The following is a 15071-nucleotide window of genomic DNA, read 5'->3' on the forward strand; positions in this document are numbered from 1 at the left end:
ACAAGTTACTCAGCCGAGCCAATAAAAGCCGGTCGAGAAAACTTGTTTTACCTACCTCTTATCTGCCCGAATATCATCTCGAAGACTATATATCACACCTCCTGTCACTCCCTTATCGCATCGACGACATTATCTATTCGTTGTGCGTTTACAGATTATCCATCTTTGGGCTCATCGACAAAAAACATGTGCAACAGACTTTTGCCGAATACAATCGATACCAATACATTCCCGAAATAGAATCGAAAGAGATTCTTACCATCGAGAAGGATATTTTAGGCTATATCTATCAGGCCATGACACCTGAAGGAGAGCGAAACAAAAGCGGTAAATATTATACGCTCGAGCATATCGTATCGGACATGACAAGCGATATTTGCCTGTCGAATGACAAACGCTTTTTAGATCCCTGTTGCGGAAGCGGGGCCTTCCTGACCCAAATAGCAGCATCAAATCCCGAGAACTTATACGGAATCGACATCGATCCCTTGGCCGTAATGATAGCAAAAACCAATCTCCTCATTCGCTATCCCCACAACACCTTCTCGCCCCGTATCTTTTGTTTCGATTTCCTGCAAGGCATTACCATAGAGACCCCTCAAACAACAAAAGAGATACTGTCTACCACATTCGACTATATCTATACCAATCCGCCATGGGGAGGAACTCGCCAAAATATCTACCCTTCGGAACACATATCGTCGAAGGAGAGAGCCTCGCTGTTCCTGGAAAAAAGTTATTCGCTCTTGAAAAAGAAGGGAACTCTCAAATTCCTGTTACCTATTTCGATACTCAACATATCAACCCACAACGACATACGCAGTTTCATCTGCAAAAATACGGCCATACGGGAAATACAGATTCATAATCGTAAATTCAACGGAGTATACACCGACTTCTTCGAGATAAAGCTGTCGAAAGAGACGCCGTCATCATCGATGCAACAGTATACCGTGTGCAAAGAGAATAATTCCTATACAGTCTCTTTCCGGTTCAACCAGACCGATAAATCCATGGCTATCCCTGTTACCACCTCATACGAGGCTGCCATTCTGGGGAAACTCGAACAAAAACGGCACGACGACCTCACTCACAGCATGTGGGCTTTGGGTATCGTAACCGGCGACAATAAGAGTAAATTGAAAACAGAGCCGGCCCCCTCGCTCGAAAAAATTTATACCGGGAAAGAGATAGAGCCGTACACGCTGAAAGAGAACAAATACTTTATCCTCTACGATAGAAACCAGTTGCAACAATGTGCAAAAGACGCCTTATACCGAGCTCCCCAAAAACTGGCATACAAGTTTATTTCCAAAAAGTTGATATTTGCCTATGACGACCAAGGCCGACTCTTTCTCAATAGTGCCAACCTGCTGATTCCGTCGGTCGATACGCTTTCCATAAAAAGCGTATTGGCATTCCTGAACTCCGAACTATACCAGTTTATCTATCAGATTCAGTTCAACGACATAAAAATCTTAAAGGGGAATCTCTCGAAACTACCTTTCCCCAAACTCACACCCGAAGAGGACCGATTCCTTTGTACGCAGGTCGACGAGATATTGTGCGGGAACACATCGGCTCGACAAGAAATTGAAGACTTTATATATTTCCTCTTTGATATATCGCAAGAAGAAAGAAACTACATAACGAAATTTCTATATGGATAATCTACTGATAGAACTAAAAAAGCTAATACCACAATTACCGCAGGAAGAACAAAACAGATTGTCAGACGATGTTCTGGACAAACTGCACTCCATATATCCGTTCAATAAATTCGAATATATCCTCTCTCATCTTATTGCCCATAAAATAATTTCCATACAAGATTATTACAATATTCGCTCCTCCTATTTGAATCGGAACAAATATTTGTATATCTTTGAAATTACGGCACCTCGCACATTCGGAGAGAATTGGGCACAACGTCATTTAAATGAAGTTGTACCCGAATTGCAACGCCCCTCTACACTATTGGATCCGGGCTACTCGGGAGAATATGATTTTTGGTACCACGGAATAAAAATAGAAGTAAAGGCATCGAGAGCTGTAAAAAGAGGAAGCAAAGAGACCCTCATTATGAAAGCCTTGAGCTACGGCAGCCCCTTTGGCTTTGATATGAATTTTCAACAGCTGAAACCGAAGTGCTGCCATGTTTTCGTATGGATTGGGGTTTGGAAAGACCGAATCATATATTGGGTACTATCCAATGCCGACGTCGTGAACAATCCTCATTACTCGAAAGGGCAACACCGGGGCAACACGGGGGAAGGGCAATTATGGATAAAAGAATCCAACATAAAGGAGTTCACCCCGTATGAAGTGGATGTACGGAATATCTTAAACAAAATAGAACAGAAATATACGGAATCTCAACTCATGACATCATTATAACACTCAATAAAAAATCTATGAAACTACGATTCACACTACTGGTGCTGTTGGCCCTGCCGCTGTGGCTTTCGGCACAAACACAGGTACGCACCGAGACGCTGCTGGAGAAGGGGTGGAAATTCACCCGCGAAGACAACGCGCAATTCAAGGATGCGCAATTCGACGACTCGCAATGGCAGTCGGTCCGCATTCCCCACGACTGGGCCATCTACGGACCCTTCAGTATCAATAACGACAAGCAGAACACGGCTATCGTCCAGGACGGCCAGAAAGAGGCCATGGAGCATGCCGGCCGCACGGGCGGTCTGCCCTTCGTGGGTACCGGCTGGTACCGCCGTTCGTTCGACGTGCCCCAATCGATCGAGGGCAAAAAGTATACGCTGGTATTCGACGGCGCCATGAGCCACGCCCGGGTCTACGTCAACGGACAGGAGGCTTGCTACTGGCCCAACGGATACAACACCTTCTTTTTCGACGCCACGCCCTACCTGCGCCCGGGCGAGAGCAACACGCTGGCCGTACGGCTCGAGAACTTCACCGAGAGCTCGCGCTGGTATCCCGGAGCCGGCCTCTACCGCAACGTGCATCTGCTGGTGACCGACGAGGCTCATGTGCCGGTGTGGGGTACGCAAATCGTCACCACCGACCTGAACGACCGCTATGCCAAGGTCGAGCAGAAAACTTCGTGGGAGATGCCCCAGGGGAAATCGATGAGCGACTATGTGATCGAGACCTCGATTGTCGACCCCAGCGGCAAGACCCTGATGACCGAGCGCATGCGCGGCAACGACTTCGACCACAACACCTTCGAGCAGGAGTTTGTCGTTGAAAATCCTGCCGTGTGGAGTCCCGAGACACCCAACCTCTACACCTCGGTATCGAAGGTCTATGAGGGCAACGAACTGAAAGACGAATATACCACCACCTTCGGTATCCGCACCATCGAGGTGCGCCAGGGCGAAGGCTTCTTCCTTAACGGCAAACCGCTGAAGTTCAAAGGGGTGTGCAATCACCACGACCTGGGCCCGTTGGGCGGTATCGCCAACGAGGCCGGTATCCGCCGCCAAATCCGCATCCTCAAGAATATGGGCTGCAACGCCATACGTACCTCGCACAACATGCCCGCCCCCGAGCTGGTGCGCCTCTGCGACGAAATGGGTATGATGGTGATGGCCGAGTCGTTCGACGAGTGGGCCACCGCCAAGGTACAGAACGGTTACCACCTCGTATTTAAGGAGTGGGCCGAGAAGGACATCGTCAACCTCGTGCGCCACTACCGCAACAACCCCAGCGTGGTGATGTGGTGCATCGGCAACGAGGTACCCGACCAGTGGTCGGGCGACCAGGGCCCCAAACTCACCCTGTGGCTGCAGAACATCTGCCACCGCGAGGACCCCACCCGTCCCGTTACGCAGGGTATGGATGCCCCCGACGCCGTAGTGAACAACAACATGGCTGCCGTGCTCGACGTGCCGGGCTTCAACTACCGCCCCTTCAAGTATATCGAGAGCCAGAAGAAACTGCCCCAAGGCATCATTCTGGGCAGTGAAACGGCATCGACCATCAGCTCGCGCGGGGTCTACAAGTTCCCCGTAGAGCGTCGCTCCATGCCCAAATACCCCGACCACCAGTCCTCCTCCTACGACGTGGAGCACTGCGGATGGTCCAACCTGCCCGAAGACGACTTCATCCAGCACGACGACCTGGCCTACTGCATGGGCGAGTTCGTATGGACCGGCTTCGACTACCTGGGCGAGCCCACCCCCTACTACTCCGATTGGCCCAGCCACTCGTCGCTCTTCGGCATCATCGACCTGGCCGGTATCCCCAAAGACCGCTACTACCTCTACCGCAGCCACTGGAACCCCGAGGCCGAGACGCTGCACATCCTGCCCCACTGGAACTGGGAGGGCCGCGAAGGTGAGGTAACCCCCGTCTTCGTCTATACCAACTACCCCACCGCCGAGCTCTTCATCAACGGCAAGAGCCAGGGCAAGCGCACCAAAGATCTCTCGGTGACCGTGCACAACAGCGGCGACTCCATCTCGACCGCCCAGTTCAAGCGCCAGCAACGCTACCGCCTCATGTGGATGGATACCCGCTACGAACCGGGTACCGTCAAGGTGGTAGCCTATGACGAGCAGGGCAACGCCGTGGCCGAGAAGGAGATGAAGACGGCCGGCAAGCCCTACCGCATCGAACTCACTGCCGACCGCTCGACCATTGCCGCCGACGGCCGCGACCTCTCGTTCGTCACCGTCAAGGTAGTCGACAAGGAGGGCAACCTCTGCCCCAATGCCTCGAACCAAATCTCGTTCAAGGTGAAAGGCAAAGGCTACTACCGTGCCGGTGCCAACGGCGACCCCACCTCGCTCGAGTCGTTCCAGGAGCCCCGCATGAAGGTATTCTCGGGCATGATGACTGCCATCGTCGCTTCGACCGAAGAGCCGGGCAAAATCACCCTCGAGGCTACCGCCAAAGGACTGAAGAAAGCTACTCTTGTAATCGAGAGCAAATAATACCCACACGCGGCATCTGCCGCGCATACCTCACCACCCCGGCCTCCCCCGAGTGCCGGGGTGTTTTTTATGGTTTCCCGTCACCCCGCACCTCGATGCGGGGTCCAGAAAAGGGAAGGCGTTGGAAACTGTTGCGGGTATTACCTATGCCGACAATTTTGCCCGTATTCCTGGATACCGCGTCGTAGCGCGGTATGACACGGCAAGTCACCCCGCACCCCGATGCGGGGTCCAGAAAAGAGAAGGCGTTGGAAACTGTTGCAGGTATTACCTATGCCAACAATTTTGCCCGTATTCCTGGATACCGCGTCGTAGCGCGGTATGACACAGCGGGTCACCCCGCACCCGATGCGGGGTCTAGAGTGTGGGGGCGATAAAGAATATTCCTCCACCTGTAAATGCTCGCCCGGGTATTTACAGGATTCCGCATCACAGTGCGGAATGACAGGCTCTCCGCGTCGAGTGTAAAATGCCGCCCGACACAAAAAAGGCGGCAGAGTATAATCACCTGTCGCCTATCTAACCAAAAGGAAATATAGTCAATTATTTCACCACTACTTTTTGTGAACTATCGCTCGTGCACACCACATAGACTCCCGCATCGGCAAGTGATACGGTTGTGGCGTGCCCCGCATAAACCAACTGACCAGTGGTCGTATAGACACGATAGTCCCCTTCTACATTCTCTACATACAGCGTGCGATTCTTCACATAGATGAGCATACCTTTATCCGTCTGTGTTTCTATTCCACTACTCGAAACAAACTCAGCCACCAAGTCGACCAACTTGGTGACAACGACCGTGCGCGGATTCTCGGTATTCCCGTCGCTCCACCGGGAAAAACGGTATCCCTCCTTGGGAGTCGCCATCAATATGGCTGTCACACCACCCATCGTATCGTCGATTGAACGGACTGTCAACCGAGCCAAGTCCGAGAACTCGGCCGAGAGCGACACATCTTCGGTCACAGTGATTTGGCGGGGATTCTCCGTATTACCATCGCTCCATGCAACAAAGTAATAGCCGCTGGCCGGTACAGCCGCAAGAGTAGCCACGGTACCTTCGGCATATTCACCACCACCCATGACTGTACCCATTGTCTCATCTGACGAATAGACCTCGACCGTATACCGGGCTACTTCCATTTCCTGAATATCGATAAAATTACGCCAGTACTCGGCTGCCTGATATTTCGACTTACACCCGACCGGTACATAGAGCGACACACCATAGTCATCGAAGGTATTCAACCAAATCTCGGGCGGCGTCTCCGCATGAATCGTTACCGACCCCAGCCGATTACACCCGGCAAAAGCACTTTCTCCGATACTCGTCACCGATTTACCTATCGTGACCGAACTCATGCCACTACAACCCCAAAAAGCACTCTCTCCAATACTCGTCACCGAATCGGGAATTGTGATTGAGGTCAATCCGCTCAATCCTGCACAAAGTTTATCGGGTATCCGCCCCACCTTGTCGCCAAAGATAAAGTCTGTTATTCCACTATCGTTAGCAAACATATAGGAGCTAACATTTTCAATACTACAATTTCGAGCATTCCAAATGACCGAGGTCAAGCCCGTACAATTCATGAATGCCGTGTAACCGATTCTCTTCACCGAAATGGGAATCGTAATCGAAGTCAAGCTCGTACAACCCTCGAATGCCGTGTAACCAATTCTCGTCAACGACTCGGGTAGCGTGATTGCAGTCAAATCCGTACAACCCGAGAATGCATAGTTGCCAATACTTGTCAACGACTCGGGTAGCGTGACTGTGGTCAAACCCGTACAACCCAAGAAAGTGCTCTCTCCTATACTCTTCACCGAATCGGGAATTGTGATCGAAGTCAGACGGCTCAATCCTGCACAAAGTCTATCGGGTATCAACTCAACCTCGTCACCAAAGGTAAAGTCCGTTATAGTATTACTACTGTCTTCAAAAAGTCTATTATTAATAGAGGCTACATCACTACAAGCTCGAGCATTCCAAATAACCGAGGTCAAACTCGTACAACCCTCGAAAGCAGTTCCGATATTCGTCACCGACTTGCCTATCGTGACCGAGTGCAAGCTCGTACAATCCGAGAAAGCGTCCAATCCGATGCTCTTTACTGAATTGCCTATCGTGACCGAGTGCAAGCCCCAACAACCCGAGAAAGCACCCCATTCGATACTCGTCACCAGATAGATATTACCATCATAAGTAACCGTAGAAGGAATAACCACATCGCCCGAATAAGAGTGACTCGTAGAATTACCTAATTCATTGGTAACCGTAACCTCCTCGCCATTTAGGTTGTAATAAATTCCTCCCACTTGAAAATCATATGCACTTGCCGAGAATATACCCAATAAAGCAACCATGAACAAAAGCCACCCAGGTAAATAAGATTTCATAGCATCATATTTTTTGTCTCCCTGCCCCCTGGGGTAGACGTTAAAAAACGAAAGCGTAGGGAACATTTTACCCTCTTGAATCGAGTAATACGCTTTTATAAATTTATTTGCAAAATTAAGGCATAATTCACTAAAACAGATCTATCAGGAGCGTTTTTTCATTCTTCCCACAATGAGATGTAAATGGTTTCTATCGATATTCCCAAAATGCCGGGGCAGGCACGAACAAAGTCCCCCGAGTAAAGCCCCACCCGGGTATTTACTGGATTCCGCATCACAGTGCGGAATGACACACTCTCCGCATCAAGTGTGGAATGCCGCCTGGCACAAAAAAGGCGGCAGAGTAATACTCCCTGCCGCCCAATCGTATCGAATAGATTCCTATTTACTTCACCCAAACCTTCTGCGACCGATTGCCCGCACATACGATATAGAGGCCTGCACCCGGCAACAATACCGTAGATTCGTCGCCCGCATAAACCAACTGCCCCATGGCCGTATAGACCCGATAAGCCTCATCGACATGCTCTACATACAGGGTATGACCTGCGGCATAGACGCGCATATCGTTGTTATCGACCGATTCCACGCCGGTTGGCGACTCCATGATGTTCGTAAAATTACTCCAATACGAAGCCTTCTGATATGCACTTTTACTGCCGGCAGGCACATACAAGGTAGCCTCATAATCCTCAAAAGTATTAGCATCGATTACAGGAGGCAGCTCGGCATAAATATATATATCCTGCAAATTATCACACCGGTCAAAAGCGTACTCACCGATACGAGAGACCGATTTGCCGATGGTCACCGAAGTCAACTCCTTGCAATAGCCGAATGCCGAGGCCTCTATGCTCTCCACAGTCGGTGGAATCGTCACCGAGAGTAACCCTGCACAAGCACAAAAAGCCGAAGGCCCGATGTGCTCCACCGACAGGGGAATTTCTATCGAGCTCTTTCCACCCGGACATGCACAAAGCGTAGTCCTGTCCTTGTTATAGAGTACACCGTCTAACGACGAATAGGCCAGATTCTCTTCCGAGACCGTAATCTCTTTTAGATTAAGGCTACCCACGAAGGGATTGGCTTCGATAGTTGCCACCGACGCGGGTATCATCACCGACTCCAAACTGGTACTTGAGAAAGCACCCTCCCCAATATAGTTTACGGCGTCTCCCGGTGAAACAGACTCTAAACTCGTACAGTTCAAAAAGGCCGAAGACCCAACATACTCTACTGAATCGCCCATAACCACCGACTCCAGTCCGGTACAGCCATTGAAAACACCTTCGTTGATACGTTTCACCGACGCAGGTATCACTATCGATTGCAGACTGATACACCCAGAGAAAGCATATTTACCAATCACCTCTATCCGCTCACTCCATATCACCTCGCCCAACCGTTTACAACCACTAAAAGAATAATCGCCTATCGTTATCAACGACTCGGGAAGCGTCAACTTTTTCAGATTCGCACAACCTTCAAAGGCCCAGTTTCCGATACTTGTTACCGAATAGTTTTCCCCGTCGTAAGACACTATCGAAGGGATTACCACATCACCCTCATAGGTCGGTTCAAAAGCCGATTCACGAGTGACCGTGACCTCTTCGCCGTTAATCTCGTAATAAATCCCTCCCGATTGAAAGTCATAGGCATCAACTCGAAAGATTCCCATCAGCAAGAATATGCCTACAAGACTTCGATACTCCTGTATTTTCATGTTTAGATAAATTTTGTATTTGTATATAAAACGGGGCCACAAATACAATATTATAAAAAATAAGAGCTATTTATAAGATTCTGCTACACTTACGAGAAATTTCTATTAACTATACCGCAATTTCCAGAACACAATTCTTTCATATTCCATATCGTATTACCTTCAGTCCATATTTCTGGATTCCGCATCAAGTGCGGAATGACCGCTCGACGCGTCGCGTCGCGGTATGACACGGCAAGTCACCCCGCACCCCGATGCGGGGTCCAGAAAAGAGAAGGCATTGGAAACTGTTGCAGATATTACCTATGCCAACAATTTTGCCAGTATTCCTGGATACCGCGTCGTAGCGCGATATGGCACACTCTCCGCAGTGCGGAATGGACCAGGCAGTGGAGTCCGGAGTGATATATACACAAAAAATACCCCCGGCCCGGAACGCTCCGGGTCGGGGGATTTTTGCAAGCCGCAAGTGCGGATTTTTTTGATTAGTTTATTGATAACGGGCATGACGCCCTTTTGCTAAATCGGGATTAGTCGATTTTGCCGTTTTGCTCGAGCATCAGGGTCTTGGTGGGCTGGTCGCAAACCTCGGTGGGACCAAAGTATTGGATAGGACCGGGGTATACGTAGCAGGTGTTCATAGCCCACTCGTCGCGATGTGCGGCAAAGTATTTGAAGGGTGCACCGTCGAGGTGAACGAGGGCTTTTTGGATAACCGGTTTCATCTCGCCGTGGCGACGCTCCATGTTCATCATCATGGTTACGGGCACACCGCCGGCAATCCATTCGCTGGCCGGTTTGGTGGTGTTGCGTACCGACGACATGTAACCCGTGCGGCCTTCGCCTACGAGCAGCGATGCGGTGTAACCCAGCGAGTAGCAGTAGTCGGCGTCGAAGTTGGAGGGATCGGCGCAACGGCCTTCGTAACCGAAGAAGTGGTATTGAGTAGCGAATTTGCCTACATATTTACCGGCTTCTTTCATCTCGGCCAAGCGACGGCCTACCATCTCGCCCAGCAGTTTCTCGGTCTCGATGAGCGATACCTGTACGTTTCCGTGGGGGTCGCGGTCGAGCGTGAGCTGACGGGCCACACCCTCGGGCAGGCTGGCGTAGATTGTCGAGTTTTCGGGCGAGAGGTGTTTGATAATATAGTTTCTTTGCTCCGATTTCTTGATCATGGCAAACTCGGCACCATTCTTGGCCAAAAAGTCGTTGAGTTCGGCGATAAGGCGCTTCATGGCGGGGATGAACTCGATGAGACCTTCGGGAATCAGCACCGTACCGAAGTTGAAACCTTTGGCAGCACGAGCGGCTACGATATCGGCGATATAGTTTACGATGTCGTCGAGGGTCATCTGTTTGGCCTCAACCTCCTCGGAAATCAAGCAGATGTTGGGTTGCGTTTGCAGAGCGCACTCCAGAGCGATGTGCGAAGCCGAACGGCCCATCAGTTTGATGAAGTGCCAGTATTTCTTGGCCGAGTTGCAGTCGCGTTGGATGTTACCGATAACCTCGGAGTATACCTTGCAGGCGGTATCGAAACCGAAGGAGCACTCGATCATCTCGTTCTTCAAGTCACCGTCGATGGTCTTGGGGCAACCGATTACCTGTACACCGGCACCGATTTGTTTGTAGTATTCGGCCAATACGCAGGCGTTGGTGTTGGAGTCGTCGCCACCGATGATAACCACGGCTTTGATGCCCAACTCTTTGATGATTTCGAGACCGCTGTCGAATTGCTCTTTCGTCTCGAGTTTGGTACGACCCGAACCGATGATATCGAAACCACCCGTGTTGCGGTAGTCGTCGATGATGTCGGCAGTGAGTTCCATATATTTATGATCGATGAGTCCGCCCGGGCCCAACAGGAAACCGAAGAGACGGCTATCCTTGTTCATGGCTTTGAGTCCGTCGAAGAGACCCGAAATCACGTTGTGTCCGCCAGGAGCCTGACCACCCGAAAGGATTACACCCACGTTGATGGCAGGATACTCTTTCTTGGGAGCGGCTTCGAAACGAAGCACGGGCATGCCGTAGGTGTTGGGGAACAACTTGGCGATAGCCTCCTGGTCGGCCACCGATTGAGTGGCTTTGCCTTCGACGATGGTTACGCCGTTTTTGATGGCTTCGGGCAGCTTGGGCTGATACGAAGCACGAGCAGTTTGAAGTGCACTTTTCTTCATTGTAATCACTTTTATTTGTGTATGTTTGCTTTATCTTTTTTAGCTGGGCAAATTTCGCATTTTTTTTTCAAAGAGCCAAACAGCTGGGTATTAAATTCCCATTTCGTCCCAGAGAAACGATGCGACCAGGAAGTCTGTCTCTTTTTTACTCATCAGCCCGCATCGAGTAGCTCTCGAAATAGTGGCCGGTGAGGATAAGGTTCGAGATGTCCCAGGCCTCGCGCTGCCGCGGGACGAGGGGCGACCGGGTGTCGCCCACCACGCTGCGGTCCCAATAGACGGCGCTCTTTACCGGGGTACGCAGCAGGCTGTACCCGAGGCCCTTCCAGGGATATTCGTTGCAACCCATCACATCGAGCAGTGTGGGGTAGATGTCTATCTGCCCGGCCACCGCCTCGTACGAAACGGTCCAGGGCGTGTTCAGCAGCAGGAGAGCTACCTCGCGGTCGGCCAGCGTACGGGTGGCGCGACCCTCGAGCACATTCAGCCCCAGCTCATCGTGGTCCGACACGATAGCCACGACCGAACGGTCATAGAGTCCGCAAGCCTGCAGCGAGTCGATAAACTGGCCCAACTGACGGTCGAGCCGATGGAAAGCCTCCATCGTGTTGATGAGTTCGTGCGACGACGTGGGGTATTGCGACAGGGCGGTGGGCTCGACCGGCTCACCGTTGGGGGCGTGGGTCGAGATGGTGACCAGCTGGGCAAAGAAGGGCTGTGGTGTCTGGCGCAGAATGGCGAGGCCCCGGGCCAGCATGGTAGAGTCGTCGAGTATCTCGCTCGACTCGAAAGCGCTCTTGTCGTAGAGGGTGTCGAACCCATAGGCGGGCGAAGTCTCCACCTGGTTCCAGTCCTGCGCCCGGTCGCAAACGATATTGAGGGTGCGATACCCCTTCTGCTTCAGGGCATGGCCCAGAGCGGGATAGCGATTATCGCCGTAGAGCACCGCGGTAGCTCCCGTGCGCACGGGCAAAAGGCCGGTATTGAACATGAGGTGGCCGTCGCTCGAACGGCCATCCTTCACCTGCGGTATCAGATGGAGAGCCGCGAAGGTCCCCTCTTGCCTCAACAGACGGTTCAGTCGGGGCATAATCTCCACCCCGCCTACCGTGCGGTCGAGCATCCACGAGTTCATCGATTCGACGACGATGAGAATCAGGTTGCGCCCCGGCTCCACGGCCAGACGGTTATCGGTATAGCGGGGCATGTCGACCAGGTAGTTGTCGACGGTTGCCCGTTCGTCGGCCGTCAACTCGTCCGACTGTACCAGCGACGACACCAGCACATAGCCCGTGTAAGGCACTACCCCGTGATAGATGAGGTATTCGCGGTAATTATAAGGAGTGATGAAGGCGGTCCAGGGCGATTCGCGGTCGGCCGACGCCCGATGGTAAATCTGGTACGACCGTCCACCGTAAGCCGCTAAGGCTATCACCAGCGACACGGCGGCAGTTATCCACCGCACACGCGGCGAGGGGTACGACCGCTGCTTCCCGAAATAGAGCAGATAGGCCGCCAGCAACAAAAGGGTGGGAACGAAGAGGGTGACATCGCGCCAGCGAAGCAGCCCCCGCACGCTGTTGAGCAGCACGCCGTTCACGTTGTCGAAGAGCAGAAACGACGAGTAGGGCATCACATCTTCGTAGACCCGGGCATAACAGCTCTGCGCCAAGCAGAAGAGATCGAAGAGGAAGAGCGGGATAAAGACCACCCACCGGCGGCGGGTGAAGAGCAGAAGGGGCAAGGAGAGTACCAAAGCATCGCCCACCGTAGGCAAGAAGGCCAACAGCGTGTCGCCTATCGGCCGTCCCTGAGGCAACAGGATGCGCAGATTGAAGATGGTCGAGCACTTCAGCTCGATATGCAGATACTCGATGGGATAGACGAAACAAAGCACCACGAGCAGGTGGAAGAGCAGGTATCGTCCCTCGCACGCCCAGGTATAAGCCGACAACCAGTTTCTGTTCAATCGCATGGCATTCACTCACATTCGATGCAAATGTAGTGAAATAAAAATTGATATGGCTCCCCCAACTATCGTTTTATAGTAAAATAGCCACGTGTTATCATCTGCCTAGAAATGTCCCAAGCCTCAATCTGCTGAGGAACCAATGAATCGTCGGGGGTGCCATAGACCGCCTTGTTCCAACCGACCGCACTGCACACCGAAGACCGTAAAATACTATGACCAAGCCCCTTCCACAGATACTCGTTGCACCCCATCACATCGAGCAGTGTAGGATAAATATCAATCTGCCCCATAACAGACTTGTGGGTATACTTCAATCCAGCATTGGCCACTATAAAGGCGACTTCGATATCGTTGTACCCTGGTACAGAACAGGGCTCGAGCAACTGATTGTGATCCGAGGCGATTGCAATAACCGTATTTTCATACAATCCGTTAACCCGTAGAGAATCGATAAAGGCACCTATACAGCGGTCGGTGTAATGCATTACCTCCATGTAGTTACGTACCTCGGTCGGGAAACCTTCAGCATTCGACAATGCAGTAGGTCGAGTCGGGGTATTGTAAGGCTTGTGCGAAGACCCCGTAATGAGTTGATAGAAAAAGGGAACTTTCTCTGTTTTTATCTGCTCAATAGCCCGTACCATCAACAAACTGTCGGGAACAACTTCTGCACCATTTAGCCGATCCCAATTATGGTCATAGCCATAAGCCTCACTCGCCTCGGCCTGATTCCAATAATTATTGCAATCGACCGTCATACTCACAGCTGTATAATTTTTCTGTTTCAAGGCTTTGGCAATCGAATAGTAATCAAGATTGGCATATCGGGTGGCCACTGCTCCACTCTGCAAGGGGAGCAAACCGGTATTGAACATAAACTGCCCGTCGCTCGAACGACCGTCTTTCACCTGAGGAAACACATGCACAGCTACGATAGAGTTACTATCGTTAGCGATCCGGTTAAGACAGGGAGTCACTTCTACCCCGCCAAACTGCTGGCCAATTACCCACGAATTGAGAGATTCTACAATAATCAAGACCAAATTTTTCCGGTTGTTTCCTTGAATCAAATTATCTGTATAACAGGTATAATCGTCGAAAAAAGAGTCGATTTTAGCCCGCTCCTCATCCGACAGTTCAGGCTCGGGTATCAACCCGGTTACCAACTGATAGAGCGTATATCCACACAAGCCATTATTGTCGATATAGAGTATATTGTTGGGATAGGTCATAAAACGATCGATAAAGGCTGTATACTGTCCCGACTTTATGTCACGCACCGAAAGCATGGCATAAAAAGCTACAGCTATTCCCACAATGGCTGCAATCGGCCACCACAGCCGCTTCCGCTCGGCCAAGACCCGCTTCTGGAGAAACAATTTATAAACTACAGCCGTCAACACAGTAGGAAGCAGGGCCAGCCAGTCAACCCAACGTGCCGATGCCAATGCACTGTCGAGCAGCAACGGTGATACGTTCTCGACCAACAGGAACGACGAGAAGGGTATGATGTCGAGATAATTGCGATAGTACCACACAGCCGAGAGACAGAACAGATCGACCAACACCAGCACAATAAAAATAAGGCCCCGTTTTTTCAACACAAACAGAGGCGACATGAGAATCATAGCATCAATCAGAGTCTTGATTACATGGTTCGGTACCGATGACACCATGTTGGTAGGTCTCACCACCTGCATGTACAACAGCCATATAACCGAGGCAACCGAAATAACCAGCAAAATAAAAAATGCCCATGTATATATATTCTTCTCGAAAAAAGACAAAATAGGTTTCCCTACTTTTCTCTTCAGACTATTTACGATTTCCATTACTCACTTTTCAAAGCGGGTACAAATATAATATTATAAAAA

8 protein-coding genes are annotated in these 15071 nt (G+C 50.9%); 3 read left to right on the top strand and 5 right to left on the bottom strand.

Translation table 11 applies throughout. From position 1 onward, the window contains the following. The first annotated feature begins 188 nt into the window (after positions 1–188). The 3 genes from Q1K76_RS02675 to galB are packed head-to-tail and all read left to right on the top strand — an operon-like array spanning position 189 to position 4916. Positions 189–1670 carry a TaqI-like C-terminal specificity domain-containing protein gene (locus Q1K76_RS02675; protein ID WP_258327875.1) on the top strand — a complete coding sequence of 494 codons (1482 nt, stop codon included), beginning with the start codon at positions 189–191 and terminating at the stop codon, positions 1668–1670. Further along, positions 1663–2397 (top strand): hypothetical protein, encoded by a 735-nt coding sequence (locus Q1K76_RS02680; RefSeq protein WP_300130836.1) that lies wholly within the window; start codon positions 1663–1665, stop codon positions 2395–2397. The genes Q1K76_RS02675 and Q1K76_RS02680 overlap by 8 nt, the downstream gene beginning before the upstream one ends. Before the next feature lie 17 nt (positions 2398–2414). Continuing rightward, positions 2415–4916, top strand: coding sequence for a beta-galactosidase GalB (gene galB / locus Q1K76_RS02685; protein ID WP_300130838.1), 2502 nt, complete (start codon positions 2415–2417; stop codon positions 4914–4916). Positions 4917–5459: 543 nt separating this feature from the next. Here galB and Q1K76_RS02690 read toward each other — a convergent pair. The 5 genes from Q1K76_RS02690 to Q1K76_RS02710 all read right to left on the bottom strand — a co-directional run bounded on the left by Q1K76_RS02690 (position 5460) and on the right by Q1K76_RS02710 (position 15029). Further along, positions 5460–7385 (bottom strand): leucine-rich repeat protein, encoded by a 1926-nt coding sequence (locus tag Q1K76_RS02690; RefSeq protein ID WP_366944475.1) that lies wholly within the window; start codon positions 7383–7385, stop codon positions 5460–5462. Positions 7386–7704: 319 nt separating this feature from the next. Next, the gene (locus tag Q1K76_RS02695) at positions 7705–9042 is read right to left on the bottom strand and encodes a leucine-rich repeat domain-containing protein (protein WP_300130840.1); all 1338 of its coding nucleotides are present in this window, start codon (positions 9040–9042) and stop codon (positions 7705–7707) included. Positions 9043–9572: 530 nt separating this feature from the next. Beyond that, on the bottom strand, positions 9573–11225 hold the full coding sequence (locus Q1K76_RS02700; RefSeq protein ID WP_087408988.1) for a diphosphate--fructose-6-phosphate 1-phosphotransferase: 1653 nt from the start codon (positions 11223–11225) through the stop codon (positions 9573–9575). Between the two features lie 145 nt (positions 11226–11370). Beyond that, positions 11371–13200, bottom strand: coding sequence for an LTA synthase family protein (locus Q1K76_RS02705; RefSeq protein WP_300130843.1), 1830 nt, complete (start codon positions 13198–13200; stop codon positions 11371–11373). Between the two features lie 59 nt (positions 13201–13259). Next, the gene (locus tag Q1K76_RS02710; protein WP_300130845.1) at positions 13260–15029 is read right to left on the bottom strand and encodes an LTA synthase family protein; all 1770 of its coding nucleotides are present in this window, start codon (positions 15027–15029) and stop codon (positions 13260–13262) included. Positions 15030–15071 lie beyond the last annotated feature (42 nt).

The sequence above is a fragment of the uncultured Barnesiella sp. genome, assembly GCF_946496565.1.
Classification (GTDB): Bacteria; Bacteroidota; Bacteroidia; order Bacteroidales; family Barnesiellaceae; genus Barnesiella; species Barnesiella merdigallinarum.